The 22,606-nt window shown below is 60.5% G+C and carries 23 protein-coding genes and 1 pseudogene; 16 read left to right on the top strand and 8 right to left on the bottom strand.

What is annotated here, in order from left to right; genetic code table 11:
- Positions 1-72 precede the first annotated feature (72 nt).
- On the top strand, positions 73-1,146 hold the full coding sequence (gene purM / locus IB248_RS24425; protein ID WP_169681048.1) for a phosphoribosylformylglycinamidine cyclo-ligase: 1,074 nt from the start codon (positions 73-75) through the stop codon (positions 1,144-1,146).
- Positions 1,143-1,817 (top strand): phosphoribosylglycinamide formyltransferase, encoded by a 675-nt coding sequence (gene purN / locus IB248_RS24420; RefSeq protein WP_169681050.1) that lies wholly within the window; start codon positions 1,143-1,145, stop codon positions 1,815-1,817. The genes purM and purN overlap by 4 nt, the downstream gene beginning before the upstream one ends.
- A gap of 106 nt (positions 1,818-1,923) precedes the next feature.
- Here the strand turns inward: purN and IB248_RS24415 are convergent, their stop codons facing one another.
- From IB248_RS24415 to IB248_RS24405, 3 genes are all read right to left on the bottom strand, one after another.
- Positions 1,924-3,087 carry an alpha-D-ribose 1-methylphosphonate 5-triphosphate diphosphatase gene (locus tag IB248_RS24415; protein ID WP_169681052.1) on the bottom strand — a complete coding sequence of 388 codons (1,164 nt, stop codon included), beginning with the start codon at positions 3,085-3,087 and terminating at the stop codon, positions 1,924-1,926.
- 99 nt (positions 3,088-3,186) lie between these two features.
- Positions 3,187-3,780, bottom strand: coding sequence for an NUDIX domain-containing protein (locus IB248_RS24410; RefSeq protein ID WP_192241817.1), 594 nt, complete (start codon positions 3,778-3,780; stop codon positions 3,187-3,189).
- On the bottom strand, positions 3,777-5,915 hold the full coding sequence (locus tag IB248_RS24405; RefSeq protein WP_192241816.1) for a molybdopterin oxidoreductase family protein: 2,139 nt from the start codon (positions 5,913-5,915) through the stop codon (positions 3,777-3,779). The genes IB248_RS24410 and IB248_RS24405 overlap by 4 nt, the downstream gene beginning before the upstream one ends.
- An 83-nt stretch (positions 5,916-5,998) precedes the next feature.
- Between IB248_RS24405 and IB248_RS24400 the strand changes: the two genes are divergently transcribed.
- Positions 5,999-6,868 (top strand): 23S rRNA (adenine(2030)-N(6))-methyltransferase RlmJ, encoded by an 870-nt coding sequence (locus tag IB248_RS24400; protein ID WP_113470724.1) that lies wholly within the window; start codon positions 5,999-6,001, stop codon positions 6,866-6,868.
- Positions 6,869-6,926: 58 nt separating this feature from the next.
- Positions 6,927-7,523 carry a glutathione S-transferase gene (locus tag IB248_RS24395; protein WP_192241815.1) on the top strand — a complete coding sequence of 199 codons (597 nt, stop codon included), beginning with the start codon at positions 6,927-6,929 and terminating at the stop codon, positions 7,521-7,523.
- Here IB248_RS24395 and IB248_RS24390 read toward each other — a convergent pair.
- On the bottom strand, positions 7,514-8,419 hold the full coding sequence (locus IB248_RS24390) for a LysR family transcriptional regulator (RefSeq protein WP_192241814.1): 906 nt from the start codon (positions 8,417-8,419) through the stop codon (positions 7,514-7,516). The genes IB248_RS24395 and IB248_RS24390 overlap by 10 nt on opposite strands.
- Before the next feature lie 113 nt (positions 8,420-8,532).
- Here IB248_RS24390 and IB248_RS24385 point away from each other — a divergent pair, with 113 nt between their 5' ends.
- Entirely contained in the window at positions 8,533-9,366 is an 834-nt protein-coding gene (locus IB248_RS24385) for an oxidoreductase (RefSeq protein ID WP_018859169.1), read from the top strand.
- A 72-nt stretch (positions 9,367-9,438) separates the two neighbouring features.
- Here IB248_RS24385 and IB248_RS24380 read toward each other — a convergent pair whose 3' ends face one another.
- A complete protein-coding gene (locus IB248_RS24380; RefSeq protein WP_018116866.1) occupies positions 9,439-10,071 on the bottom strand; it encodes an outer membrane protein in 633 nt (210 codons plus the stop codon).
- A 362-nt stretch (positions 10,072-10,433) separates the two neighbouring features.
- Here IB248_RS24380 and IB248_RS24375 point away from each other — a divergent pair, with 362 nt between their 5' ends.
- The 5 genes from IB248_RS24375 (at position 10,434) to IB248_RS24355 (ending at position 14,658) form a co-directional block, all read left to right on the top strand.
- Positions 10,434-11,201, top strand: a complete 768-nt coding sequence (locus IB248_RS24375; RefSeq protein WP_025659805.1) for an SDR family oxidoreductase — start codon at positions 10,434-10,436, stop codon at positions 11,199-11,201.
- Positions 11,198-13,237, top strand: coding sequence for an excinuclease ABC subunit UvrC (uvrC, locus tag IB248_RS24370; protein ID WP_029792502.1), 2,040 nt, complete (start codon positions 11,198-11,200; stop codon positions 13,235-13,237). The genes IB248_RS24375 and uvrC overlap by 4 nt, the downstream gene beginning before the upstream one ends.
- Positions 13,238-13,347: 110 nt before the next feature.
- Positions 13,348-13,938 carry a CDP-diacylglycerol--glycerol-3-phosphate 3-phosphatidyltransferase gene (pgsA, locus tag IB248_RS24365; RefSeq protein ID WP_018116863.1) on the top strand — a complete coding sequence of 197 codons (591 nt, stop codon included), beginning with the start codon at positions 13,348-13,350 and terminating at the stop codon, positions 13,936-13,938.
- The gene (gene moaD, locus IB248_RS24360) at positions 13,935-14,189 is read left to right on the top strand and encodes a molybdopterin converting factor subunit 1 (RefSeq protein WP_018116862.1); all 255 of its coding nucleotides are present in this window, start codon (positions 13,935-13,937) and stop codon (positions 14,187-14,189) included. Before pgsA ends, moaD begins: the two co-directional genes overlap by 4 nt.
- A gap of 1 nt (position 14,190) precedes the next feature.
- Positions 14,191-14,658: a molybdenum cofactor biosynthesis protein MoaE gene (locus tag IB248_RS24355; protein WP_025659807.1), complete on the top strand. Its 468-nt coding sequence runs from the start codon at positions 14,191-14,193 to the stop codon at positions 14,656-14,658.
- Here the strand turns inward: IB248_RS24355 and IB248_RS24350 are convergent, their stop codons facing one another.
- Entirely contained in the window at positions 14,659-15,555 is an 897-nt protein-coding gene (locus IB248_RS24350; RefSeq protein ID WP_029792500.1) for a branched-chain amino acid ABC transporter permease, read from the bottom strand.
- 63 nt (positions 15,556-15,618) lie between these two features.
- On the opposite strand from IB248_RS24350, the gene IB248_RS24345 reads away from it, so the two are divergent.
- A complete protein-coding gene (locus tag IB248_RS24345) occupies positions 15,619-16,170 on the top strand; it encodes a CGNR zinc finger domain-containing protein (protein WP_029792498.1) in 552 nt (183 codons plus the stop codon).
- The gene (locus IB248_RS24340; RefSeq protein WP_018859163.1) at positions 16,167-16,670 is read left to right on the top strand and encodes a hypothetical protein; all 504 of its coding nucleotides are present in this window, start codon (positions 16,167-16,169) and stop codon (positions 16,668-16,670) included. Before IB248_RS24345 ends, IB248_RS24340 begins: the two co-directional genes overlap by 4 nt.
- 68 nt (positions 16,671-16,738) lie before the next feature.
- Here the strand turns inward: IB248_RS24340 and ndk are convergent, their stop codons facing one another.
- Positions 16,739-17,161 (bottom strand): nucleoside-diphosphate kinase, encoded by a 423-nt coding sequence (ndk, locus tag IB248_RS24335; protein WP_192241813.1) that lies wholly within the window; start codon positions 17,159-17,161, stop codon positions 16,739-16,741.
- 348 nt (positions 17,162-17,509) lie between these two features.
- On the opposite strand from ndk, the gene IB248_RS24330 reads away from it, so the two are divergent.
- From IB248_RS24330 to IB248_RS24315, 4 genes are all read left to right on the top strand, one after another.
- Positions 17,510-18,562: a GGDEF domain-containing protein gene (locus tag IB248_RS24330; RefSeq protein ID WP_026372043.1), complete on the top strand. Its 1,053-nt coding sequence runs from the start codon at positions 17,510-17,512 to the stop codon at positions 18,560-18,562.
- A 47-nt stretch (positions 18,563-18,609) separates the two neighbouring features.
- Positions 18,610-20,493, top strand: coding sequence for an ABC-F family ATP-binding cassette domain-containing protein (locus tag IB248_RS24325; protein WP_029792495.1), 1,884 nt, complete (start codon positions 18,610-18,612; stop codon positions 20,491-20,493).
- A 163-nt stretch (positions 20,494-20,656) separates the two neighbouring features.
- Positions 20,657-21,448 (top strand): polysaccharide deacetylase family protein, encoded by a 792-nt coding sequence (locus IB248_RS24320; RefSeq protein WP_192241829.1) that lies wholly within the window; start codon positions 20,657-20,659, stop codon positions 21,446-21,448.
- Positions 21,449-21,543: 95 nt separating this feature from the next.
- Positions 21,544-22,470: a Gfo/Idh/MocA family oxidoreductase gene (locus IB248_RS24315; RefSeq protein WP_192241812.1), complete on the top strand. Its 927-nt coding sequence runs from the start codon at positions 21,544-21,546 to the stop codon at positions 22,468-22,470.
- Positions 22,471-22,493: 23 nt separating this feature from the next.
- Here IB248_RS24315 and IB248_RS24310 read toward each other — a convergent pair.
- Positions 22,494-22,606, bottom strand: a pseudogene (locus tag IB248_RS24310) (IS110 family transposase); the annotation flags it as partial.

The raw sequence follows: 22,606 nt of genomic DNA, 5'->3' as shown, positions 1-22,606 counted from the left end.
GTGTCATGCAATGGCGACCCAAATATTGAGGCGGTGACATTTCCCGCCCCCGCGCAGCCATCGGAGAGCAGTATGAGCCAGTCTGGAAAAAACGGCCTGACCTATAGCGACGCAGGCGTCGACATCGATGCCGGAAACCTTCTGGTGGAGAAGATCAAGCCGGCTGTGCGCTCGACGCGCCGTCCGGGCGCGGACGGCGAGATCGGCGGCTTCGGCGGTTTGTTCGACCTCAAGGCTGCCGGCTTCACGGATCCGGTTCTCGTTGCCGCCAATGACGGCGTCGGCACCAAGCTGAAGATCGCCATCGACGCCGATTATCATGATACCGTCGGCATCGATCTTGTCGCCATGTGCGTCAACGATCTTGTGGTCCAGGGCGCAGAGCCGCTGTTCTTCCTCGACTACTTTGCGACAGGCAAGCTCGATCCCGACCAGGGTGCGGCGATCGTCGAGGGCATTGCTGCCGGCTGCCGCGACGCGGGTTGCGCGTTGATCGGCGGCGAGACTGCCGAAATGCCGGGCATGTACTCCTCCGGCGACTACGATCTTGCAGGCTTTGCCGTCGGCGCTGCCGAGCGTGGCCAGCTGCTGCCGTCAGGCGACATCGCCGAAGGCGATGTGATCCTCGGCCTTGCCTCCTCAGGCGTTCACTCCAACGGCTTTTCGCTGGTGCGCAAGATCGTCGGGATTTCGGGCCTCGCCTGGGATGCCCCGGCTCCGTTCGCGGAAGACAAGAGCCTCGGCGAAGCGCTGCTGACGCCGACCCGCATCTATGTAAAGCCGCTGCTGAAGGCGATCCGCGAAACCAAGGCCATCAAGGCACTGGCGCACATCACCGGCGGCGGCTTCCCGGAGAATATTCCGCGCGTCCTGCCGAAGCACCTTGCAGCCGAGATCGACCTTACGTCCGTGAAAGTTCCGGCCGTCTTCTCCTGGCTGTCGAAGACCGGCGGCGTTGAAGCCAATGAAATGCTGCGCACCTTCAACTGCGGCGTCGGCATGATCGCAGTCGTTTCGGCTGAGAACGTCGCAACCGTCACTGCCGCTCTTGAAGCTGAAGGCGAGACGGTCGTAACGCTCGGCCGGATGATTGCCCGCGCCGAGGGCGCGGCCGGCACGCTCTACAAGGGTACGCTCGCCATATGACGACGTCACGCAAACGCGCCGTCGTCTTCATCTCCGGCGGCGGTTCCAACATGATGGCGCTGGTCACCGCTGCCAAGGCTGCCGACTATCCGGCGGAAATCGTCGGGGTGATCTCCGACAGGGCCGATGCCGGAGGGCTTGCCAAGGCGGCAGCCGAGGGCATTCCGAGCTTTGCCTTCGTTCGCAAGGATTATGCCAGCAAGGAAGCGCACGAAGGAGCGATCTTTGCCGCGCTCGATGAGCTATCGCCTGACATCCTCTGCCTTGCGGGATATATGCGGCTTCTGAGCGGCACCTTCATCCAGCGCTACGAGGGCCGGATGATAAATATCCACCCTTCCCTGCTGCCGCTGTTCACGGGTCTGCATACCCACCAGCGAGCGATCGACGCCGGCATGCGGATCGCCGGCTGCACCGTGCACTTCGTGACCGAAGGCATGGACGAGGGCCCGGTTATCGGCCAGGCCGCCGTTCCGATCCTCTCCAACGACAGTGCAGAAAGCTTGGCCGCCCGTGTGCTCACCGTGGAGCATCAACTCTACCCGCAAGCGCTGCGGCTCCTTGCCCACGGCAAGGTGAAGATGGAGGGCGGCAAGGCCGTCAGCACCGGCGCTGCGGCAGCGCCGGCGGAACGTAGCAGCGTTATCTCGCTGATCGGCGAAGGGGCCTAAAGCACGGCGCGATCTTTTGGTTTCGCTTGCCCTACCTTAGTTTTTTGCTTTCACGCATGTGTTTGTCCTGAAAGCGGTTCCCACTTTCGGAGACATGCTCTTGGCCTCAGGCGGCAAGCGCCCGAGGCTGGTGCAGGGTGCCGTCGCTGTAAACGAAACGGCCTTTGCGGAACGTCGCGCGGATGCGGTGCACGTCGCCGGCTTCAACAACCACGAGATCCGCCTGCTGCCCAACGGCGATCTCGCCGCGATCCAGAAGACCTGCGGAACGCGCCGCATTACGGGTCGCCATGGCAACGGCGTAAGGCAGGCTCGTGCGGTCGGCAATCTTGAAGATGCCGGGCACGAAGGCCGCGGGATGATAATCGGCAGCGATGACGGTCAGCAGGCCAGCGGCGGCTGCATCGATCGCACTGAGATTGCCGGACATGGACTGGCCGCGCAGGGCGTTCGGAGCCCCCATCAGCGTCCAGAGACCGCGATGCCGCGCTTCTTCCGCCGCCGGAAGCGTCACCGGAAATTCGCTGATCGTGACACCGAGATCGTGCATTTGCGCGACTTTCTCGGCGCTATCGTCATCGTGGGAGGCGAGCGACAGCTTGTGTTTCAGGGCGAGATCGACGACCTGTTTCAGCTTGATCTCGATCTCCGGATTGTTGCGCATCTCGATGCGCTTGGCGACCATCTCGGCGGCCATCTCCTCGGAAATGGCCCGGCGCTCGGCAATGCTCAGGATGTAGCTCTGGATGTTGTTATACTGCCCCTGCCCCGGTGTATGGTCGGTCAGCGAGACCATGTCGACGTGGCCGGCTTCAAGCAGCTTCTCGAGCGCCGGCGCGGCACCGAGGTTGGTGATCTCATAGCGCGCATGGACGCGGTGATCGATAAGCAAATCATCCTGGAGTCGGTTGATACCCTCGATGACGGCCGAGGTGGTCTCAAGCGAGCGGACATGGCCGTAGACGCTTTCCGTTGCGAAGGAGACGGCGGCAAACGCCGTCGTGACGCCTGCAGCGGCCAGCTTCTTATCCAGTTCATGGATGCTGAAATCGATCGGCATCGGCGCATTCGGGCGCGGCGCGATCTCGCGCTCCACCATGTCGCCGTGAAGGTCCACGAAGCCCGGCATCAGCAAGCGCCCACCACCATCGATTGCGGTGTTGGCGACCGGTTCCGGCCTGATTTCAGCGATTACGCCGTCCTCGACGCGCACCGAGCCGCGGCTCACGATCTCATCTGGAAGGACGAGAGTAAAATTGCTGAGCCACATCGGTTTTTCTCCAAGCGCGTATTTATGACAAGGCGGAGCGCATAGCGCTGATTCATGACATCGGTGTGAACGACGAACCGCGCATGATTGAACCTGCGGCTATCGCAGCGACCCGCGGTTCAATGTGGCCCATTGCAGCAACGCAACCGTCTTCAGATCAACAATTTCCCCACGCTCGATCATCGCCATCGCCTTGTCGAGCTGCACTTCCAGAACTTCGATATCTTCGTGCTCGTGAGTAAGGCCGCCGCCATCCGATACCCGATCGGTGGTGTCGAACGTCGCGGCGAAGAAATGCAGCAGTTCCATGCTCGAGCCCGGCGAACTGTAGGCCTTGAAAGGGAAGCGCACATCGCGGACGCGAAAGCCGGTTTCTTCTTCAGCTTCGCGGCGGATCGCCACTTCCGGGGCATCACCATCCAACAGCCCTGCCGGGGCTTCGATGACCCAGGCCGGCTCACCATGCAGGAAGACCGGCAGCCGGAACTGCCGCACGAGGACAACGGTGTCTCGCTTCGGATCGTATAGCAGGATCGTCGCCGCCGGCGTGCGATGGTAGACCTCGCGCTGCAACCGATGCGTCTCGCCGTCGGAATCCGTATAGTCGATCTGGAAGTCGCTCAGGCGCGTCCAGCCGTTCGAGAGCGTCTTTTCATTAACGATCTCGGCTTTTGCCTTGTCAAATTTCGTCATGCAACATCCCTGCGGAGCCAGACCTTGTTGTCGTGGACCGCCGCGCCGCCATAGGGCGCGACCGGATCGGCGCCGGTCAGCACGTTGATCCCTTCACCGTCGATATGCGCCTTGTTCGGCCAGAGGCCTTCGGCAATCAACACGCCCGGCTTGACCTCCTCGGTGACGCGCACATGGATCCGAAGGTCGCCACGGTTGTTTCCGATCCGCACGAGGTCGCCATGCTCGATGCCGCCTGCCGTCGCATCGGCGGGGTTCATCATCAGTTCCGGCCGCCCTTCCTTCTGGCGCGAGGTCTTCGTCTCGGAGAAGCTGGAATTCAGGAAGTTGCGCGCCGGCGACGTTGCCAAGCGGAACGGATGCTTGCTATCGGCAAGCTCGATAACATCGACCTGATCCGGAAACGCCGGCAGCTGCTTGTATGGTCCGAGAGCACCGACAGCGGCCGGCGGCTTGTTCGGCGCAGGGCCGTCGACCCAGTCCGGGCGGAAATGGAACTTGCCGTCAGGATGCGCGAAGCCCTTGAGGAAATGCGCATCCTCGAAATCCGGCTGACGGTCGAACCATTTGTGTTCGAGGAAATGGTCGTATCCCGGCAGGTTGCTGGCTTCGAGAAGCCGATCGATCATTTCGCGGGCCGTGAAACCGAAACCGGGGCGATCGGCGACACCGAGACGCTTTGCCAGTTCTTCGATCACGAACAGGTTCGTCCGGACGGTCTCCGGCGGCTCAACCAGCTTAGGGCCGAGCAAAATGTGGTTCTGGCCCCCGGCGCGATAGATATCGTCATGCTCGACGAACATCGTTGCTGGAATGACGATGTCGGCCATCTCGGCCGTCTCCGTCATGAACTGCTCGTGCACCGCGACGAAGAGGTCCTCGCGAGCGAAGCCGCGTTTCACCAGCCGTTGTTCGGGGGCGATGTTCACCGGATTGGTGTTCTGGATCAGCATTGCCGTCACCGGGCCGCGATGGCGGAGCGCCACGGCATCGCCAGTCAACGCGCGGCCGATCTGCGACTGGTCGATCATGCGGATATCCGCATCCTTCATCGCCTTGCCGGTCAGTTCCGCATTGTTCATGCGGAAGATATCGCTGTTGGAATGGAAGGCACCGCCGCCTTCGTATTGCCAGGAGCCGAGCACCGTCGCGATCGAGGCCGCCGCATGCATGGCAACCGCGCCATTGCGCTGGCGGGTAAAGCCGTAGCCGAGGCGGAAATAGGTCTTCTTCGTTATGCCGACGAGGCGCGCGAAGGCTTCGATCTCATCGACGGAAAGGCCGGTGATGGCGGCGGCCCACTCGGGCGTCTTCGTCCTCAGATGCGCTTCAAGGCCGGCAGGATCGTCGGCATACTTTGCCATGTACTCGCGATCGGCATAGCCGTCGCGGAAGGCGATGTGCATGACGGCGCATGCCAGCGCGGCATCCGTACCCGGCTTGACGATCAGCGCCATGTCGGCCTGCTTCATCGTCGGATTGTCGTAGATGTCGACCACGACGATCTTGGCGCCGCGCTCCTTGCGGGACTTGATCGCGTGGGTCATCACGTTGACCTGGGTGGACACCGCATTCGTGCCCCAGATCACGACGCAATCGGTGCCGCCCATCTCACGCGGGTCGGGTCCGCGCAGCGTTCCCGTCGCCATGGTGAAACCGGTCCAGGCCGGGTTGGTGCAGATCGACGAGAAGAAGCCGGAATAGCGCTTGGCGTGGCGCAGGCGCTCGATCGAGTCGCGCTGAACCCAGCCCATCGTTCCGGCGTAGAAATAGGGCCAGATCGCTTCGCTGCCGTCCCTGGCTTCCGCCTTGACGAAGGCTTCGGCGATTTCATCCAGCGCATCGTCCCAGGAAATCTGCTGCCACTGCCCTGCCCCCTTGGCGCCTGTTCGGCGCAGCGGGTGCATCAGCCGGTCCGGATGATAGAGGCGCTCGGCGTAGCGCGCGACCTTCGCGCAGATCACTCCCGAGGTGTAGCTGTGATTGTTTGCTCCGCGCACACGGCCCATGCGGCCATCGTCGCCGATCTCCACCTCCAGCGCGCAAGTGGAGGGACAGTCGTGCGGACAGGCGGTGTGACCGAGCCTAACATTCGACTTGGCGGATTTGGCGTGAATGGGGGTCGCAATGTTCATGGCTTTTCTATATTCGAACCGGAAACCGGCCAAAAGCCACAAATGTCGTCGATCAGGTGAATTCATCACGGGCATCAGCGAAAATGAACTACCGCCATATCTACCACGCGGGCAATTTTGCCGATGTGCTCAAGCACGCCGTCCTGGCGCGACTGATCCGCTACATGCAGAAGAAGGATGCGGCCTTTCGCGTGCTCGACACGCATGCCGGCATCGGGCTTTACGACCTCTCCTCCGAGGAGGCTCAAAAGACCGGTGAATGGAGCGAGGGCATCGGCAAGCTCCTGGACACAGAGCTTGCTCCACAGGTCGCCGAGTTGCTGGAGCCCTATCTATCCGCCGTGCGTGAGCTAAACGCGGAGGGCGGCATCCGCCTTTATCCCGGCTCTCCAAAGCTCGCCCGCATGCTGTTTCGACCGCAGGACCGGCTCTCCGCGATGGAATTGCATCCGGAGGACTTTGCCCGGCTGCATCGGCTTTTCGAGGGCGATCATCAGGTGCGGATCACCGAGCTCAACGGCTGGCTCTCGCTCGGCGCACACCTGCCGCCGAAGGAGAAACGCGGCATCGTCCTGGTCGATCCGCCGTTCGAGGAAGATGGCGAATACGAACGCCTTGTGGATGGTTTGGCGAAAGCCTATCGCCGCTTCCCCGGCGGCACCTATTGCCTGTGGTATCCGCTGAAGAAGGGGGCGCCGATCAAGGAATTCCACGAGGCGCTGCAGGCCCTCGACATTCCGAAGATTCTCTGCGCCGAGCTCATCGTCCGCAGCGACCGGGGGATCAACGGATTGACCGGCTCCGGCCTGATCATCGTCAATCCGCCCTTCACGCTGAAGGACGAGTTGCATGCGCTTCTACCCGCGCTCAAGGACCATCTTGCACAGGATCGCTACGCGTCGCATCGAGCGTTTTGGCTGCGCGGCGAAACCAAGGCGGCAAAGGACGATTGACCGACTCTAGCTGGCGCGAAATAGTCGCGCCAAGACATGACCGTATGGAAGAATGACCATGAAGATCCTTTGCGCACCGACGTCTCCCTATTCCAGCAAGGTGCGCATGGCGGCGCGCTATCTGGAGCTCGACGCCATCGAAATCCGAGTGGATACCAATGCCGGCCCGGCGATCCTGGTCGATAACAATCCGCTCGGCAAAATCCCGACACTGCTAACCGACGATGGGCTGTCAATCTTCGACAGCGTCGCGATCATGCACTATTTCGACCGGCTGAAAGGCAAGAAGCTCTACCCTGCCAAGAACGGCAAGCGGACCGAGGCGGAAATCCTCGAGGCACTATGCGACGGTATCTGCGATTGCCTGCTGGCGATCGTTTATGAGCGGCGCTTCCGCGACGAGGAAACGGTCCACCAGCCGTGGATCGACCGGCAGTGGAAGAAGGCCGTCAGCGGCTTGAACCATCTCAGTGTGCACCTGCCAAAGATCGGCAAGCGGCTGCACGGCGGCCACTTCGCGCTTGCCGCCACGCTCGGGTATCTCGATCTGCGCTTCAAGGAACAATGGGAAGCCGATCATGCCGAACTGATCGGCTGGGGCCGCGAATTCGAAAAGAAGTTTGCCGCCTACGGCGAACTGAAACCTCAGACCTGAGACGTTCCCTTGTCGGCCCTGACGAAATCGATGAAGGCCCGGAGCGCCGTCGGCAATTGCCGGCGGCTCGGATAATAGAGGAAGAAGCTCGGATAGAAAGGGCACCAATCTTCCAGCACGCGTATCAGCCTGCCCTCTGCGATCGCCGCTTGCGCCTGCTCTTCGAAAAGGTATCCGAGACCGCAACCGCGCAGCACGGCATCCTGGATAATGTCCTGATCGCCCAATGTCAGGGGACCACTGACTTCGATCTCCAGTTCGATGCCGCCGCGCTCGAACTCCCATCGATAGAAGGCGCCACCGGCAAAGCGGTAGCGCACGCATTCGTGGTCACGCAGATCGTGCGGCGTCAACGGACGGTTCCGGCTCTCGAAGTAGCTCGGCGCGGCAACTACCGCAAAACGGTGGCGCGGACCGATCGGCACCGCAATCATATCGGCCTCGATGCTTTCGCCAAAGCGCACACCGGCATCGAAGCCCGATGACACCATATCGATCAGTCCGTCATCGATGACAATCTCGACCTCGACGGATGGATAGGCCTTCAGGAAACGAGAGACGATCGGCAACAGCACAAGCTTGGTGGAGACCCGCGCCGCATTGATGCGCAGCTTGCCATGCGGTTGGCCGCGGAAGCTGTTGAGATCGTCGAGGGCTGCATCGATGTCGAGGAATGCCGGTCGGATGCGGTCGTACAGTCGCTCGCCGGCCTCGGTCAGAGCTACGCCACGGGTCGTCCGGTTGACGAGGCGGACTGCCAACCGTTCCTCGATTACCCGCAGCGCGTGACTGAGGGCAGACGCCGTGACACCCAGTTCGACCGATGCCTTCCTGAAGCTTCGGTGGTTGGCGATCGCCAGGAAAATCGCAAGATCGGTCGAACGGACACGTTTCATTGATGAATTTTTCTCAGCACCCTATGAAACACAACGTAAATTCTCTCAGTTATGCCAATACGCTACCTTCACTCCGTAAGCAAATCGCAGCGCAACGGACAAAGGAGATCGTCATGCGTGTTTGGTTCATTACAGGGGCGTCGCGTGGTTTCGGCGCCCTCATCGCCCAGGAAGCTCTCAATGCCGGCGACGCCGTTGTCGCTACGGCGCGTAACCCGAAGGGTCTTGAAGAGAAATTCGGCAATCATCCCAATCTGCTCGCCGTGTCGCTTGACGTGACGGACGAAGCCTCGGCGCACAAGGCAACTGAAGCAGCCGTCAAGCGCTTCGGCAAGATCGACATCCTGCTCAACAATGCCGGTTTCGGCCTGCTCGGCGCCGTGGAAGAAGCAACCACTGAGGAGATCGAAAAGCTCTACGCAACAAACGTCTTCGGCCTGCTGAAGGTCACCCGCGCGGTCCTGCCGCACATGCGTCGCCAGCGCTCGGGGCAGGTGCTGAATATCTCGTCCATCGGCGGCTACGAGTCGCATGCCGGCTGGGGTATCTATTGCTCGACCAAGTTCGCGGTCGAAGGTATCTCCGAGGCTCTCGCTGCTGAAGTGGCCCCACTCGGCATCAAGGTGACGGTCGTCGAGCCCGGCTTCTTCCGCACCGACTTCCTCGACGAGAGCTCACTGGCCGTTAGTCCCAGCTCGATTGCCGACTACAAGGAGACGCCGGTCGGCGCGATGCGCGAATTCGCAGCCGGCCATAACCACCAGCAGCCCGGCGACCCTGCTCGATTTGCCAAGGCGATGGTCACGCTGGCGCATTCGGACAATCCTCCGCTGCGCATGCCCTTCGGGAGCGATACCGTGGCGGTGATCGAAGCCAAGAACGCCCATGTCGCCAAAGAACTCGCTGCATGGCGTGAGCTTGCCGTCTCGACTGACTTTCCCAAATAGGCCGCAAGCAGTTCATCGCAGAAACAAAAAAGCCGGGATGGGAACCCGGCTTTTCCGCATTCGATGTTCGGCTTAGAACTTGACGCCGATACCGACCTTGACGCTGTGCTCGTCGTAGCCACGCGAAATGTTCGCGCCGCCGACGTGGAAGTCGCTGTCAGCGTAGTTGGTGTAGCGGTACTCGACACGGGCCGTGATGTTGTTGGTGACGAAGGTTTCCGCTCCTGCACCAACCGTGTAGCCGAGCGACGTGTCAGTGTCGGAGCCAGCGGCGTTGCTGAACTTGTTCTTGGTCGCAGCGAGACCGGCCGTGCCGTACAGCAGGAACGGATTCAGGTCGTAGCCGATACGGCCGCGGATCGAGCCGTTGACTTCGTTCTTGCCTTCGCCGCCGCCAGCAGCGCCGTCAGCACCGGAATAGCCGATGTCGGCTTCGGCACCGTAAACGATCTGGCCAGCCTGCCAGTTGTAGCCGGTGTAGACTTGGCCGCCGAGCGCACGCGCGTTGTACTTGTTGCCAAAGCCGCCCATGTTGTAGGTGCCGGCACCACCGAGGTAGAAGCCCTGCCAGTTGGCAGCGGGAGCCGGCTCATTCTGTGCAACCGGAGCTTCCGGGATCTGATCAACGGCATCGGCTGCATAAGCGGCGGAAAACCCACCAAGGGCAACGGTCGAAACCAACAGGCTAGCAATAAACGTACGCATACTCGTCTCCTTTCAGACCCGCGCCCTTCGTCAACTGTCCTACAGCGAAGCATTCGCGGGTTATTACAAATGTCCCTTGCGGTTCGGAAGGGAAATTGATGCCCAATTGAGGATTTGAAAGAGCCAAATTGTGATTTGATTGTGGCGCGGGGGCGGCTGAAATTCGATGTTGCTTTGCCGCAACAGACTATTTGTTAACCATAATGAATGGTTAAATCATGAATACTTATTTTACGGAATTATATTCTTAAATAATACATACAGTAATTCCGGCAACATCGCAATGAAAACGGCTATTTATCTCATCTTCTCCCGCGCCTATATAAGCAGCGAACAGAGTTGCGCGGCGAAAAGGCATTATTTTGAACAAGAAAAGACTTCGAACGGCGCTGGTGACGGGGGCGGCGAAAAGAATAGGCCGGGCAATCGCTGTGGATTTGGCTGCGAATGGCTTTGCGGTCGCAATCCATGCCAGCCGCTCGATTGAGGAGGCCGAGAATTTCGCGGCGGAATTGCGGCAAAACGGTTCCCGGGCGATTGCCGTAAGGGCAGACCTTACGGAAGTTGGCGAGACGAGCGACCTGATAAAAAGGGCATCGGAAGCGATCGGGCCAATCGATCTCCTCGTCAACAACGCCTCTGTTTTCCACGAGGACTCCGTCCGCCACATCGATGCCGACGCCTGGGACGAGCACTTCGCGGTCCATGTTCGCGCCCCCTCGATTCTGTCGGCCGGCTTTGCGGCGCAATTGCCCGACGAGACGGATGGTCTCGTCGTCAACATCATCGACCAGCGCGTTTGGGCGCTGCGGCCGAGCTTCTATTCCTACACACTGTCTAAGTCCGCCCTGTGGACGGCGACGCAGACCATGGCGCAGGCGCTCGCGCCGCGTATCCGTGTCAATGCGATCGGTCCCGGCCCCTCGATGCCGAGCGAGCGACAGTCGCAAGAAGACTTCCAAGCGCAGGTTTCAGCGCTTATCCTCAAACGAGGGCCGCAGCTCGGGGAATTCGGCAAAACGATTCGCTTCCTCTACGAAACGCCCTCGATCACCGGTCAAATGATTGCCCTGGATGGCGGCCAGCATCTTGCCTGGCAGACGCCCGATGTGGCGGAGATTACGGAATGAATTCAAGAAAGCTGCCGGATGGCGGCGTTCTTTACGACGAAACGGACGACGCAGACGACGAAATCGAAGTGGAGAGCGACGTCTCTGCTGCGCCCACCACGACTGCGATCGATTGGAACGAAGGCGGGGTGAACGAAACCGGCCTCGTCGGCGCCGACCTGATCGCCGAATTCGTCAAGCGACTGCCCAACAGCCCTGGCGTCTACCGCATGTTCAACGAAGCCGGCGACGTGCTTTACGTCGGCAAGGCCCGCAGCCTGAAGAAGCGCGTCAGCAACTACGCGCTCGGGCGCGTGCACTCCAACCGGATCGCCCAGATGGTACGGCTGACGGCGAACATGGAGTTCGTGACGACCCGCACCGAGACGGAAGCGCTGCTGCTTGAAGCGAATCTTATCAAGCGCTTGCGGCCTCGTTTTAATGTGCTCTTACGTGACGATAAGTCGTTTCCCTACATTCTGATCACGGGGGACCACCGCGCCCCGGCCATCTTCAAGCACCGCGGCGCCCGCGCTCGCAAGGGCGACTATTTCGGTCCCTTCGCGTCAGCCGGCGCCGTCGGTCGGACGATCAACTCGCTGCAGCGCGCCTTCCTCATCAGGACTTGTACCGACAGCGTCTTCGAGACGCGCACCCGCCCCTGCCTTCTCTACCAGATCAAGCGCTGTTCGGCGCCATGCACGCATGAGATCAGTGACGAGGGCTACGCCGAGCTCGTGCAGGAGGCCAAGGATTTCCTCTCCGGCAAGAGCCAGAAAATCAAGGAGCATATGGCCGAGGCGATGAATGTCGCTGCCGAGGATCTCGACTTCGAACGCGCCGCCGTCTACCGCGACCGCCTGGCTTCGCTGTCGCATGTTTCCAGTCACCAGGGCATCAACCCCGCGGGCGTGGAAGAGGCGGATGTCTTTGCGATCCATCATGAGGGCGGGATCTCCTGTATCCAGGTGTTCTTCTTCCGCACTGGGCAGAACTGGGGCAACCGCGCCTATTTCCCGAAGGCTGACCCGCAGCTCTCGGCTGCCGAGGTGTTGAACGCCTTCCTCGCGCAGTTCTACGACGACAAGCCGGTACCGAAGCAAATCCTGCTGTCGGAGACCGTCGAGGAACTCGAACTGCTCGCTGCCGCGCTCGGCGAAAAGGCCGGACACAAAGTATCGATCCTCATTCCGCAGCGCGGAGAGAAACGTGACCTCGTGGAGCACGTGATTGCCAATGCCCGCGAGGCGCATGGCCGCAAACTCGCTGAAACCGCGTCGCAATCGCGGTTGCTCGAGGGGTTCAAGGCGACCTTCAAGCTTCCCTATGTGCCACAGCGCGTCGAGATCTACGACAACTCGCACATCATGGGCACCAATGCGGTCGGCGGCATGGTCGTCGCGGGACAGGAAGGCTTCGTGAAGAGCCAGTACCGGAAGTTCAACATCAAATCGACCGACATCACGCCGGGCGACGACTTCGGCATGATGCGCGAGGTGATGACACGACGCTTCTCGCGTCTGCTGAAAGAAGAAGGCATTCCCGATCGCAGCCAACCGGCATCGCCGGCGGATGCCGCCGACATGCCCTTCCCCGCTTGGCCCGACGTCATCCTGATCGACGGCGGCCAGGGACAGATGACGGCCGTGCGTGCGATCCTTGAGGAATTGGGGATCACCGACAGTGTGATCGCCATCGGCGTTGCCAAGGGCGTCGACCGCGACGCCGGGCGCGAGCGCTTCTTCCCACCGGGACGCGAGAGCTTCACGCTGCCGCCGCGCGATCCCGTACTCTATTTTATCCAGCGCATGCGCGACGAAGCGCACCGCTTCGCCATCGGCTCGCATCGCGCCCGGCGCAAGAAGGAGATGGTCAAGAACCCGCTTGATGAGATCGGCGGGATCGGACCGTCGCGCAAGCGCGCCCTGTTGCAGCACTTCGGAACCGCGAAAGCGGTCTCCCGCGCCGCTTTGTCCGATCTGATGACCGTCGAAGGCATTTCGGAGACCGTCGCCAAGCAGGTTTATAATCATTTTCATGATGACGCCGCGAAATAGGTGGCGTCAGTCGCAAATTCCACGCAAAGGCAGCGAAAAAATAGAAAGAATGTTGACGCTTTACGCTCAAAGCCGTCATCTACGAGCACATAACTTCAGAGACATGTTTCATGGCATCGCGCGCATATAATATACCGAACCTGCTGACCTATGGCCGCATTCTGGCAGTACCGTTGATCGTGCTGTGCTTTTTCCTCGAAGGAAAGCTGGCGATCAGCAATACGGCACGATGGGTGGCGCTGTGGATCTTCATCATCGCGTCGATCACCGACTTTCTCGACGGCTATCTCGCCCGCATATGGAACCAGACGTCGAACATCGGCCGAATGCTCGATCCGATCGCCGACAAGCTGCTGGTCGCCTCCATTCTTCTCCTGGTAGCGGCCGACCAGACGATTGCCGGTTGGTCGATCTGGGCTGCAATCACCATTCTCTGCCGCGAGATCCTGGTCTCCGGTCTGCGCGAATATCTGGCGGCCCTGAAGGTCAGCGTGCCCGTGACACGGATTGCCAAGTGGAAGACGACGGTGCAGCTGGTTGCGATCGCGTTCCTGCTCGCTGGCCCTGCTGGCGACGAAATCTTCCCTTACACAACGAAGACCGGCATCGGCCTTCTCTGGATCGCAGCACTGCTGACGATCTATACCGGCTATGACTATTTCCGAGCGGGCCTCAAGCACATCGTGGATGATGAAGAATGACAAAGCTCGTCTATTTCGCCTGGGTGCGCGAACGGATCGGCAAGGCCGAAGAAGAAATGACCTTGCCCTCTTCCGTCGTTTCCGTTGCCGACCTTCTGAATCATTTGAAGACGATGGGCGAAGAATATGAGACCGCGCTTCAGTTTCCAGACGTCATCCGCGTCGCGGTCGACCAGGAGCACGTCGAGCATGACGAACCGATCGGCAACGCCAGGGAGATCGGCATCTTCCCGCCGATGACCGGAGGCTGAAGTGAGCAGCAAGGTCGAGCCTTATATTCGCGTCCAACGCGAGGACTTCGACCTTCAGGCGGAAGTCGATCGGCTCAGTACGCAAACCAGCGGCATCGGCGCGATCGTCACATTCTCGGGCCTGTGCCGTGACGAAGGCGGCAAGCTTGCAGCACTCGAACTCGAACACTATCCGGGCATGGCCGAGGCCGAGATGAGCCGGATCGCCAGCCTTGCGATCGAGCGCTTCGGGCTCCTCGGGCTGACCGCCATCCACCGTTACGGCAAGATCGCCGCACGGGAGAATATCGTGCTTGTCATCGCCGCGGCGCCGCATCGGCAGGCCGCGTTCGATGGCGCGAACTTCGTGATGGACTATCTGAAGACAGCCGCTCCCTTCTGGAAGAAGGAGCACGGCAAGGATGGTTCGACCGGCGGATGGGTCGCGGCCAAGGATGCGGATGACGCTGCCCGCGACAAATGGAAATAGTCAGGGTATCGCCCGCTCCCTCCGGCTGAGGACGAGAAGAAGCACGAGCAGCGAGAACACCACAAGGTCACGCCAGAGATAAGGGCCGTAAGCGCTCCACATCGTCTCCGCGACACCGAGACCGGCGGCACCGCCGGCCGACTTCAACGGATCTGAATATCCGCCGACGGCTGCCACCATCAGCACCTTGAGGCCGAACATCAGGCCAGCACCGAAATCCATCGTGCCGTAATAGAAGGTCGCAAGAATGCCGCATGCCGTGGCGATCAGGGCAGCCGCCGCGTAGGCGACGAGAAAGACACGATCGGCGCTGGTGCCACATAATTCTGCGGCCAGGGGATCGTCGGTCACGGCCCGCCAGACGCGGCCCCAGGAGGTCAGCCTCATGACGGCAACGCCGAGCGCGATCATGGCGCACATCAATGCGGTATTGATCAGCTGGATCTCAGTGAGCGTCACCTTAAACGCCCCGTCATTCCAGAAGACGACGACGCTGTTCAGGAACGGCGAAAGCCATAGGCTCTTGGTGTCGGATGCGAGCCTCGCCGTCTCCATCAGCACGATGGTGATGCCGAGCGCCGCGACGATCACGGTGTTCGACGACTGGCGAACCAGCGGCAGCATGATGGAACGGCCAATCCAGACCGCGGCCAGCATCGAATAGATGAGCGAGAACAGAGCCCCCAGCGCCAGCGCAGCCGGCAGGATCAACCAGAGCCTGTTGTAGCCAAGATCCGTGAAAAGCAGGAGAATCTGGCCCGAGAACGCGAAGATCGCGCCATAGGTGATGTCCGCACGCTTAGTGACCCCGAAGGCGACGGCGTAGCCAAAGGCAAGCGCACCATAGAGCGCAGCCAGCGGTACCGCGTTCGCCAATTGCTGCAGCAGATAGGCCATCAAAAGCTCCTGATTGCATAAATCATAACTAGCAAAACTTATTTTACCAGTTATATTTTCATCATGAGCTTTGCCTGGACCCCACACCGCTTTTCCGGAGGCGCATTGGCGCTGGATGTCGCCAACAGCGTCGTGCTTCGCCATGACGGGGCGCGACGGATCGACCGTTTCGAAGCACCCGCTCAACTGGAAGCCTTTCCGCAGGCAGCGGCGGAATTCTGCGCTGAGCGGGCGCTCTTCGGCGACATGGCCGCTCCGGCCCCACAGAACAAAAGAAACTTTCTGGAGTTGCGCGAGGCGACGGACAGGTATTTCCGGACTCGTGTTTCAGGCGAAACCGATGACCGGCTGCTCGCCGATCTTCTGGAAGCGCTGGCGCGCACGTTGCGTGGCGCCAATGGAGCAAACGGCCTTGATGCGGCAACAGCGCATTCGGTGTTGCGGCTGATCGCGATGCCGGATCCCGAGCGCATGAAGATCTGCCGCAACTGCGGCTGGCTCTTCATCGACCGGAGCAAGAACAGAAGTCGCGCCTGGTGCGACATGGCGGTGTGCGGCAATCGCGCCAAGGCGAGCCGCCACTATCGCCGCAGGAAAGAGGAGGAAGCGCCATGAAAGCGCTGTTGATGGCCGTTTCCGTTGCAGCCGCAATGCTGACGGGATGCCAGCGAGAGACCGACAAGCTGGTCGAGATCAGCGGTCGCGTCTTCGTTTTCAACTACAGGATCGCGGTCGCGACCTATGTCGTGACCCTGAACAAGAAGGCGCCGATACCGGAAGGCACCGTCGCCATCGCGGAGTTCGAGAACCCGGCGGGCGGTGACGTGCTGGTCACAAACGAAAAGATCTATCCGTTCTGGGACAAGATCACGCTGCAGAGCCCCGCACTTCATTGCGTCAAGAAGGATAAGCCTTACGCGGTGAACGTTCGCCTCGTCGATGCCAGGGGCGAAACCTTGCAGAGCCTGAAGACCGAGGTGATCTCCAGCCTCGATCAGTCGGTCATGCCCGGCAAGCCCCTCGTCGTTGGGCCGCTCTATACGAAGAACCCCGAGGTTTTCAAACCTGACGGCACCGTGGACTACGATACTGCCGCAACCTGTCCTTCAACGTAGAAAAGCCGGAGCAAAGCCCCGGCTTTCAGTCAATTCAAAAGCTTCAGCGGTTTCGCTGAGAGCCTGAATCAGCCGACGATTTCGGTGTCGGAGAACCAGTACTTGATTTCCTGGGCAGCGGTTTCCGGAGCGTCCGAGCCGTGAACCGAGTTTTCGCCGATCGAAAGGGCGTGAACCTTACGGATCGTGCCTTCGTCAGCGTTTGCCGGGTTGGTCGCACCCATGACTTCGCGGTTCTTGAGGATGGCACCTTCGCCTTCCAGAACCTGAACGACGGTCGGGCCGGAGGTCATGGTTTCAACGAGTTCGCCGAAGAACGGGCGTTCCTTGTGAACGGCGTAGAAGCCTTCAGCTTCCCGCTTGCTCATCCAGACGCGCTTGGAGGCGACGACACGCAGGCCGGCATCTTCGAGCATCTTGGTAATAGCGCCCGTCAGGTTGCGCTTCGTTGCGTCCGGCTTGATCATCGAGAAAGTGCGTTCAATCGGCATGGGTCAAATTCCTTTATTTCGTGGGAAAAGTGGGCGGTGTTTACCCGCCCGATAGCCTGAAAACAAGTGGGCATGGGCAATTTCACGCGCCTGTCATGTAACGATTGCCCCTCGTCGACTGATAGCAACGTCTCCAACACGCGCTTCGCCACACGATACCGGTTCCGCTACAACCAACATCCAACGTCCGCCAGGACAGTAAATGTCAGATGGATACGCTCCATTAACCGCGTTTCACTGTTCAGCACCACAATTCAACTACAAACGACCGAATTTAAGCTATTTTTAGCGCGGTAGTTGCATAGAGAAGCCAACCGCCGGCGCCACAGTCGGCACGAGGGGAACGTCATGCGAACTGCGCCAAACTCACAGGTACAACGAGAAGCCGCACCGCGCCCGGCCGCCGCCCCCACCGATATTCAGCGGATCGCCCAGCATATGACACGGCTCGCGATTGCCGGCCTGCCGCGCAACTACGAACTCCTGTACGAGGCGATCATCGGCCAGAACGCTGCCCTAGCACAGGACATCGCGGCGCTCGGGCCAAGCCCGCGGCAAGCCTCGCTCGATGAAATCGGCCTGAAGTATCGGCTCGTCAGCCATTGCGGTCTCTCAAGCGAAATCTCGCATGCAGAGACAAGCAGGATGCTGCGCGACGCGGCGGACCGACTTTCGGACAGCTTGCGCCAGAAGCAGGCATTCCTGCGCGCTGCAGAAACAGCATTGCAATCCATTGCAGGAAAACCTGACCAAAGCCTCGGCTCCTTCATGAGCGAGATGGAGTATCTGTCGACCTCCCTCTCAAACGTGCTCGCTTCGGAAAAGGAGATCGAGGCCCGGCTGAAGAGCGACGTCGAACGCCTTGAAGCAATCGAGCTTGGTATCGCTGCTGCTCATTCCGCGTCGGTCACCGACAAGCTCACAGGGATCCCCAACCGCATCGCCCTCAATAAGGCGATCGCCGATCTCTACGACCGGGAGGAAGGTGCTGCCGGCAGCGCCCTCATCATGGTCGACGTCGACGACTTCAAGGCATTCAACAGCCGCTACGGCACACAGATCGGCACGCGCCTCCTGAAGAAGCTCGCGGATCTCTTGCGCAAGTCGATCAAGAAGAACGATCTTGTTGCGCGCACCGATGGTGACGAGTTCGCCTTCCTGTTCGCCAATGTCGGGATGCAGGAAGCTCTGGCGATTGCCGATCGCCTCCGAGCGTCGGTAGAAGATCACATGACATTCGCGGCATCCGACAACGCTGCCCCCTCGGGCCTTACGATTTCGCTCGGCATTGCTCTAAGCGCCGACGCAACGACGGCATCGCAGCTGCAGGCAAATGCACGCGTTGCCCTTCACGCCGCTCAGTCAAATCGACGGCAGCCCGTGCAAGCCTTCGGTCGCTGAGCCGGAGGCTCTTGCGCTCATCGCGGCTTTCGGCCAAAACGCCGGCCATGATCACGATTTCCGATATCTCCGCACGTATTGCCGGCCGCCTGCTTCTCGATCACGCCAGCGTTTCGCTGCCAGCCGGCACGAAGGCCGGTCTTGTCGGTCGGAATGGCGCCGGCAAATCCACACTGTTTCGAGTGATCACCGGCGATGTAGCCGCGGAAAGCGGTTCCGTGTCGATCCCGAAGAATGCACGCATCGGACAGGTCGCTCAGGAAGCACCGGGAACGGAAGACGCGCTGATCGAAATCGTACTGGCAGCCGACAAGGAGCGCTCAGCCTTGCTGGCGGAGGCGGAAAGCGCCACCGATCCGCATCGCATCGCTGAAATCCAGATGCGGCTGGTGGATATCGACGCCCATTCCGCGGAAGCGCGTGCTGCCAGCATCCTCGCTGGCCTCGGTTTCGACCAGGAGGCGCAATCGCGTCCGGCGTCGTCCTTCTCGGGCGGCTGGCGGATGCGTGTTGCCCTCGCCGCGGTGCTGTTTTCCGAGCCCGACCTGCTGCTCCTCGACGAGCCGACCAACTACCTCGACCTCGAAGGCACACTGTGGCTCGAGGATTACGTGCGCCGATATCCGCACACCGTCATCGTCATCAGCCACGACCGCGACCTGCTGAACAACGCCGTCAACTCGATCGTCCATCTCGATCAGAAGAAGCTGACCTTCTATCGCGGCGGATACGACCAGTTTGAACGGCAGAAGGCCGAAGCGGACGAGTTGCAGACGAAGGCGCGAGCCAAGAACGAGGCGGCGCGCAAACACCTGCAGAGCTTCATCGACCGCTTCAAGGCAAAGGCCTCCAAGGCACGCCAGGCGCAGAGCCGCGTCAAGGCGTTGGAGCGCATGGGAACGGTGGCTGCCGTCATCGAAGACCACGTACAGCCGATCACCTTCCCCGAGCCGGAAAAGCAACCTGCCTCCCCGATCGTGGCTATCAGCGGCGGCGCTGTTGGCTACGAGCCCGGCAAACCTATCCTGAAGGGCCTTAATCTGCGGATCGACAATGACGATCGCATCGCGCTGCTCGGCTCCAATGGCAACGGCAAATCCACCTTCGCGAAATTCATTTCCGGTCGCATGTCGGCGGAGGCGGGCGAGGTCAAGCTCGCGCCGAACCTGAAGATCGGCTTTTTCGCGCAGCACCAGCTCGACGATCTGATTCCGGACCAGTCGCCGGTTGATCACGTGCGCCGTTTGATGCTCGACGCGCCGGAAGCGAAGGTGCGGGCGCGAGTCGCTCAGATGGGTCTTGCGACCGAAAAGATGTCCACCGCGGCCAAGGATCTTTCCGGCGGGGAGAAGGCGCGCCTGCTGATGGGGCTCGCGGCTTTCCACGCGCCCAACCTCCTGATCCTCGACGAACCGACCAACCACCTCGACATCGACAGCCGTCGGGCGCTCATCGAGGCGCTGAACGATTACGAGGGCGCGGTCATTCTCATTTCGCACGACCGCCACCTTATCGAGGCAACCGTCGATCGGCTGTGGCTCGTCAACAAGGGCACCGTCACGACCTTCGAAGGCGATATGGACGAGTACCGCGATCTCGTTGTCGCATCGGGCAAGAAGAAGGACGAGAAACCACAGCTTGCTGAAGAACCCGCCTCGAGGGCCGACCAGCGCAAGCTCAATGCCGAGAAGCGCGCTTCGCTGGCGCCGCTCAAGAAAAAGATCAACGAAATCGAATCCTTGACCGGCAAGCTGGAGAAATTGATTCAGGCGCTTGATGCAGAACTTGCGGATCCGCTGCTTTACGAAAAGGCGCCTGCGAAGGCTGCGGAAAAGGCCAAGCAACGTGGCGAGGCTGCAGCAAAGCTCACCGCCGCCGAGGAGCAGTGGCTGGAGCTTTCCTCCGAATACGAAGAAGCGATGGCAGGATAGCCACAAGTATGGCTGGAAGCTTGTCGGGTTGAGCACGATTCGACGCGTTCCGGGGCGATCGAAACCGATCGTTAACCATAATCATCAAGGTTGCCTCAACTTTCATTACTGATTTGTTGAGCCCTTTTATACATCGCTTTGCCCTTCCGGTGCCATCTTGAGCATGGCCCTGGCCGGCTGCCAATCCACCAGGCATCCTGCGCCTGACACCACAATGACCACCTCCTCCATCGTCGCGCCTGAAGGCAGCCCGGCAACGGGGACCGATGCTGCCCTGCCCCAAATGTCGAGCGACAGCCGCCTGCATCACCTCGCCGGTCGAGCACTCATCGTCGCGTCCATTCATGACCTGCACCTCCAGGAAAAGGAGGTCATCCTCAGCTTCGATGACGGTCCGATCCCCGGCCGCACGGACCGTGTCCTCGCGACACTGGACCACTTCGGCGTCAAGGGGGCCTTCATGATGGTCGGCGAAATGGCGGAACGACATCCGGAGCTTGCCCGCAAGATCGCGTCTGAAGGCAACGCGATCGGCAGCCACACCTACCAGCACGAGAACCTGGCGACGCTGACCTTCGACATGGCCATGAAGGAAATCACACCCGGCGAGGCCGCCGTGACCAAGGCGACCGGCGGCGACGTCAACTTCTTTCGCTTTCCATACCTTGCCGATAGCCAGAAGCTTCGTGGCGCCGTGGCAATGCGCGATATGGTGGTGATGGATGTGGACGTCGACAGCAAGGACTACTTCAATACATCGCCAGCCGCCGTCACCAAGCGGACGATGGACCTGCTGCACAAGCGGGGCCGCGGCATCATCCTCATGCACGACATCCACAATCGCACGGCGACAATGCTGCCGACGCTCCTTTCAACCCTTGAGGCCGAGGGGTATAAGGTCGTAACGCTGCAGTTCAAGAAGCCGACGGCACCGGCCGAAATGGCGTCCATCTGACGGGCCTATCGACGCTTGCCCCCCGGTTTCTTTCTGCTAAAACAGGCGCAAAATAAATCATACTTTTGAGCGAAACACCGAACGCGAGCACCAGCATGTCACCTATCAACCTCGCCATCGTTGGCGTCGGCAAGATCGTCCGCGACCAGCACCTCCCCTCGATTGCAAAGAATCCGGACTTCAAGCTCGTTGCAACGGCGAGTCGCCACGGCACCGTCGAAGGCATCCAGAGCTTCACGACGATCGATGCAATGCTCGACGCCGTTCCGGCGATCGATGCCGTTTCGCTCTGCATGCCGCCGCAGTATCGCTACGAGGCAGCGCACAAGGCGCTTTCCGCCGCCAAGCATGTGTTCCTCGAAAAGCCTCCGGGCGCGACTCTAAGCGAAGTGGCCGATCTCGAAAAGCTGGCGGCCAGCAAGGGCGTTTCGCTGTTTGCGAGCTGGCATTCCCGCTACGCAGCAGCTGTCGAAGCCACGAAGTCCTTCCTCGCGTCGACGACGATCAAGAGCGTTCATGTCATCTGGAAGGAAGACGTTCGCCACTGGCATCCGAACCAGGACTGGATCTGGCAAGCCGGCGGCCTTGGCATCTTCGACCCGGGCATCAACGCCCTTTCGATCGTTACCCACATCCTCCCAAAGGCCATCTTCCTGACAGGCGCAACGCTCGAATTCCCGGAAAATCGCGATGCGCCGATCGCCGCGGATCTGCACTTCCAGAACGCTGACGGCGTGCCGGTTCATGCCGAATTCGACTGGCGTCAGACCGGCAAGCAGAGCTGGGACATCCTCGCGGAAACCGAAGCCGGCCATGTGGAGCTTGCGGAAGGCGGCTCCAAGCTGTCGATCAATGGCGAGCTGAAGTTTTCGGCGCCCGAGGAAGAGTACCCCGCGCTTTACCGGCGCTTTGCGGAAATCGTCAAAGCCGGCAAATCCGACGTCGATCTGGCGCCGCTTCGCCACGTTGCCGATGCCTTCATGCTCGGCAGGCGCAAGTTCGTCGACGCCTTCCACGATTGATTTCAAATGAAAAAGCAACGGTGTTAGGCGTCAATCACCGTTGCTCGATAGTCTCTCATTTTGGCATTGAGGATTATGATCATCCTTCGCATGACCGCGACGAGAGCGACCTTTCCGGGCTTTCCTTTCGCTTTCA

Source organism: Rhizobium sp. RHZ01, from assembly GCF_014851595.1.
GTDB lineage: Bacteria > Pseudomonadota > Alphaproteobacteria > Rhizobiales > Rhizobiaceae > Rhizobium > Rhizobium altiplani.
The sequence above is the reverse complement of the archived record's forward strand: the minus strand, read 5'-3'. Positions and strand labels throughout refer to the sequence as shown.

Excerpts from the sequence above, each read along its gene's own strand:
- purM (WP_169681048.1), top strand. The coding sequence starts at position 73 with ATGAGCCAGTCTGGAAAAAACGGCCTGACCTATAGCGACGCAGGCGTC.
- purN (WP_169681050.1), top strand. The coding sequence starts at position 1,143 with ATGACGACGTCACGCAAACGCGCCGTCGTCTTCATCTCCGGCGGCGGT.
- IB248_RS24415 (WP_169681052.1), bottom strand. The coding sequence starts at position 3,087 with ATGTGGCTCAGCAATTTTACTCTCGTCCTTCCAGATGAGATCGTGAGC.
- IB248_RS24410 (WP_192241817.1), bottom strand. The coding sequence starts at position 3,780 with ATGACGAAATTTGACAAGGCAAAAGCCGAGATCGTTAATGAAAAGACG.
- IB248_RS24405 (WP_192241816.1), bottom strand. The coding sequence starts at position 5,915 with ATGAACATTGCGACCCCCATTCACGCCAAATCCGCCAAGTCGAATGTT.
- IB248_RS24400 (WP_113470724.1), top strand. The coding sequence starts at position 5,999 with ATGAACTACCGCCATATCTACCACGCGGGCAATTTTGCCGATGTGCTC.
- IB248_RS24395 (WP_192241815.1), top strand. The coding sequence starts at position 6,927 with ATGAAGATCCTTTGCGCACCGACGTCTCCCTATTCCAGCAAGGTGCGC.
- IB248_RS24390 (WP_192241814.1), bottom strand. The coding sequence starts at position 8,419 with ATGAAACGTGTCCGTTCGACCGATCTTGCGATTTTCCTGGCGATCGCC.
- IB248_RS24385 (WP_018859169.1), top strand. The coding sequence starts at position 8,533 with ATGCGTGTTTGGTTCATTACAGGGGCGTCGCGTGGTTTCGGCGCCCTC.
- IB248_RS24380 (WP_018116866.1), bottom strand. The coding sequence starts at position 10,071 with ATGCGTACGTTTATTGCTAGCCTGTTGGTTTCGACCGTTGCCCTTGGT.
- uvrC (WP_029792502.1), top strand. The coding sequence starts at position 11,198 with ATGAATTCAAGAAAGCTGCCGGATGGCGGCGTTCTTTACGACGAAACG.
- pgsA (WP_018116863.1), top strand. The coding sequence starts at position 13,348 with ATGGCATCGCGCGCATATAATATACCGAACCTGCTGACCTATGGCCGC.
- moaD (WP_018116862.1), top strand. The coding sequence starts at position 13,935 with ATGACAAAGCTCGTCTATTTCGCCTGGGTGCGCGAACGGATCGGCAAG.
- IB248_RS24350 (WP_029792500.1), bottom strand. The coding sequence starts at position 15,555 with ATGGCCTATCTGCTGCAGCAATTGGCGAACGCGGTACCGCTGGCTGCG.
- IB248_RS24345 (WP_029792498.1), top strand. The coding sequence starts at position 15,619 with ATGAGCTTTGCCTGGACCCCACACCGCTTTTCCGGAGGCGCATTGGCG.
- IB248_RS24340 (WP_018859163.1), top strand. The coding sequence starts at position 16,167 with ATGAAAGCGCTGTTGATGGCCGTTTCCGTTGCAGCCGCAATGCTGACG.
- ndk (WP_192241813.1), bottom strand. The coding sequence starts at position 17,161 with ATGCCGATTGAACGCACTTTCTCGATGATCAAGCCGGACGCAACGAAG.
- IB248_RS24330 (WP_026372043.1), top strand. The coding sequence starts at position 17,510 with ATGCGAACTGCGCCAAACTCACAGGTACAACGAGAAGCCGCACCGCGC.
- IB248_RS24325 (WP_029792495.1), top strand. The coding sequence starts at position 18,610 with ATGATCACGATTTCCGATATCTCCGCACGTATTGCCGGCCGCCTGCTT.
- IB248_RS24320 (WP_192241829.1), top strand. The coding sequence starts at position 20,657 with ATGGCCCTGGCCGGCTGCCAATCCACCAGGCATCCTGCGCCTGACACC.
- IB248_RS24315 (WP_192241812.1), top strand. The coding sequence starts at position 21,544 with ATGTCACCTATCAACCTCGCCATCGTTGGCGTCGGCAAGATCGTCCGC.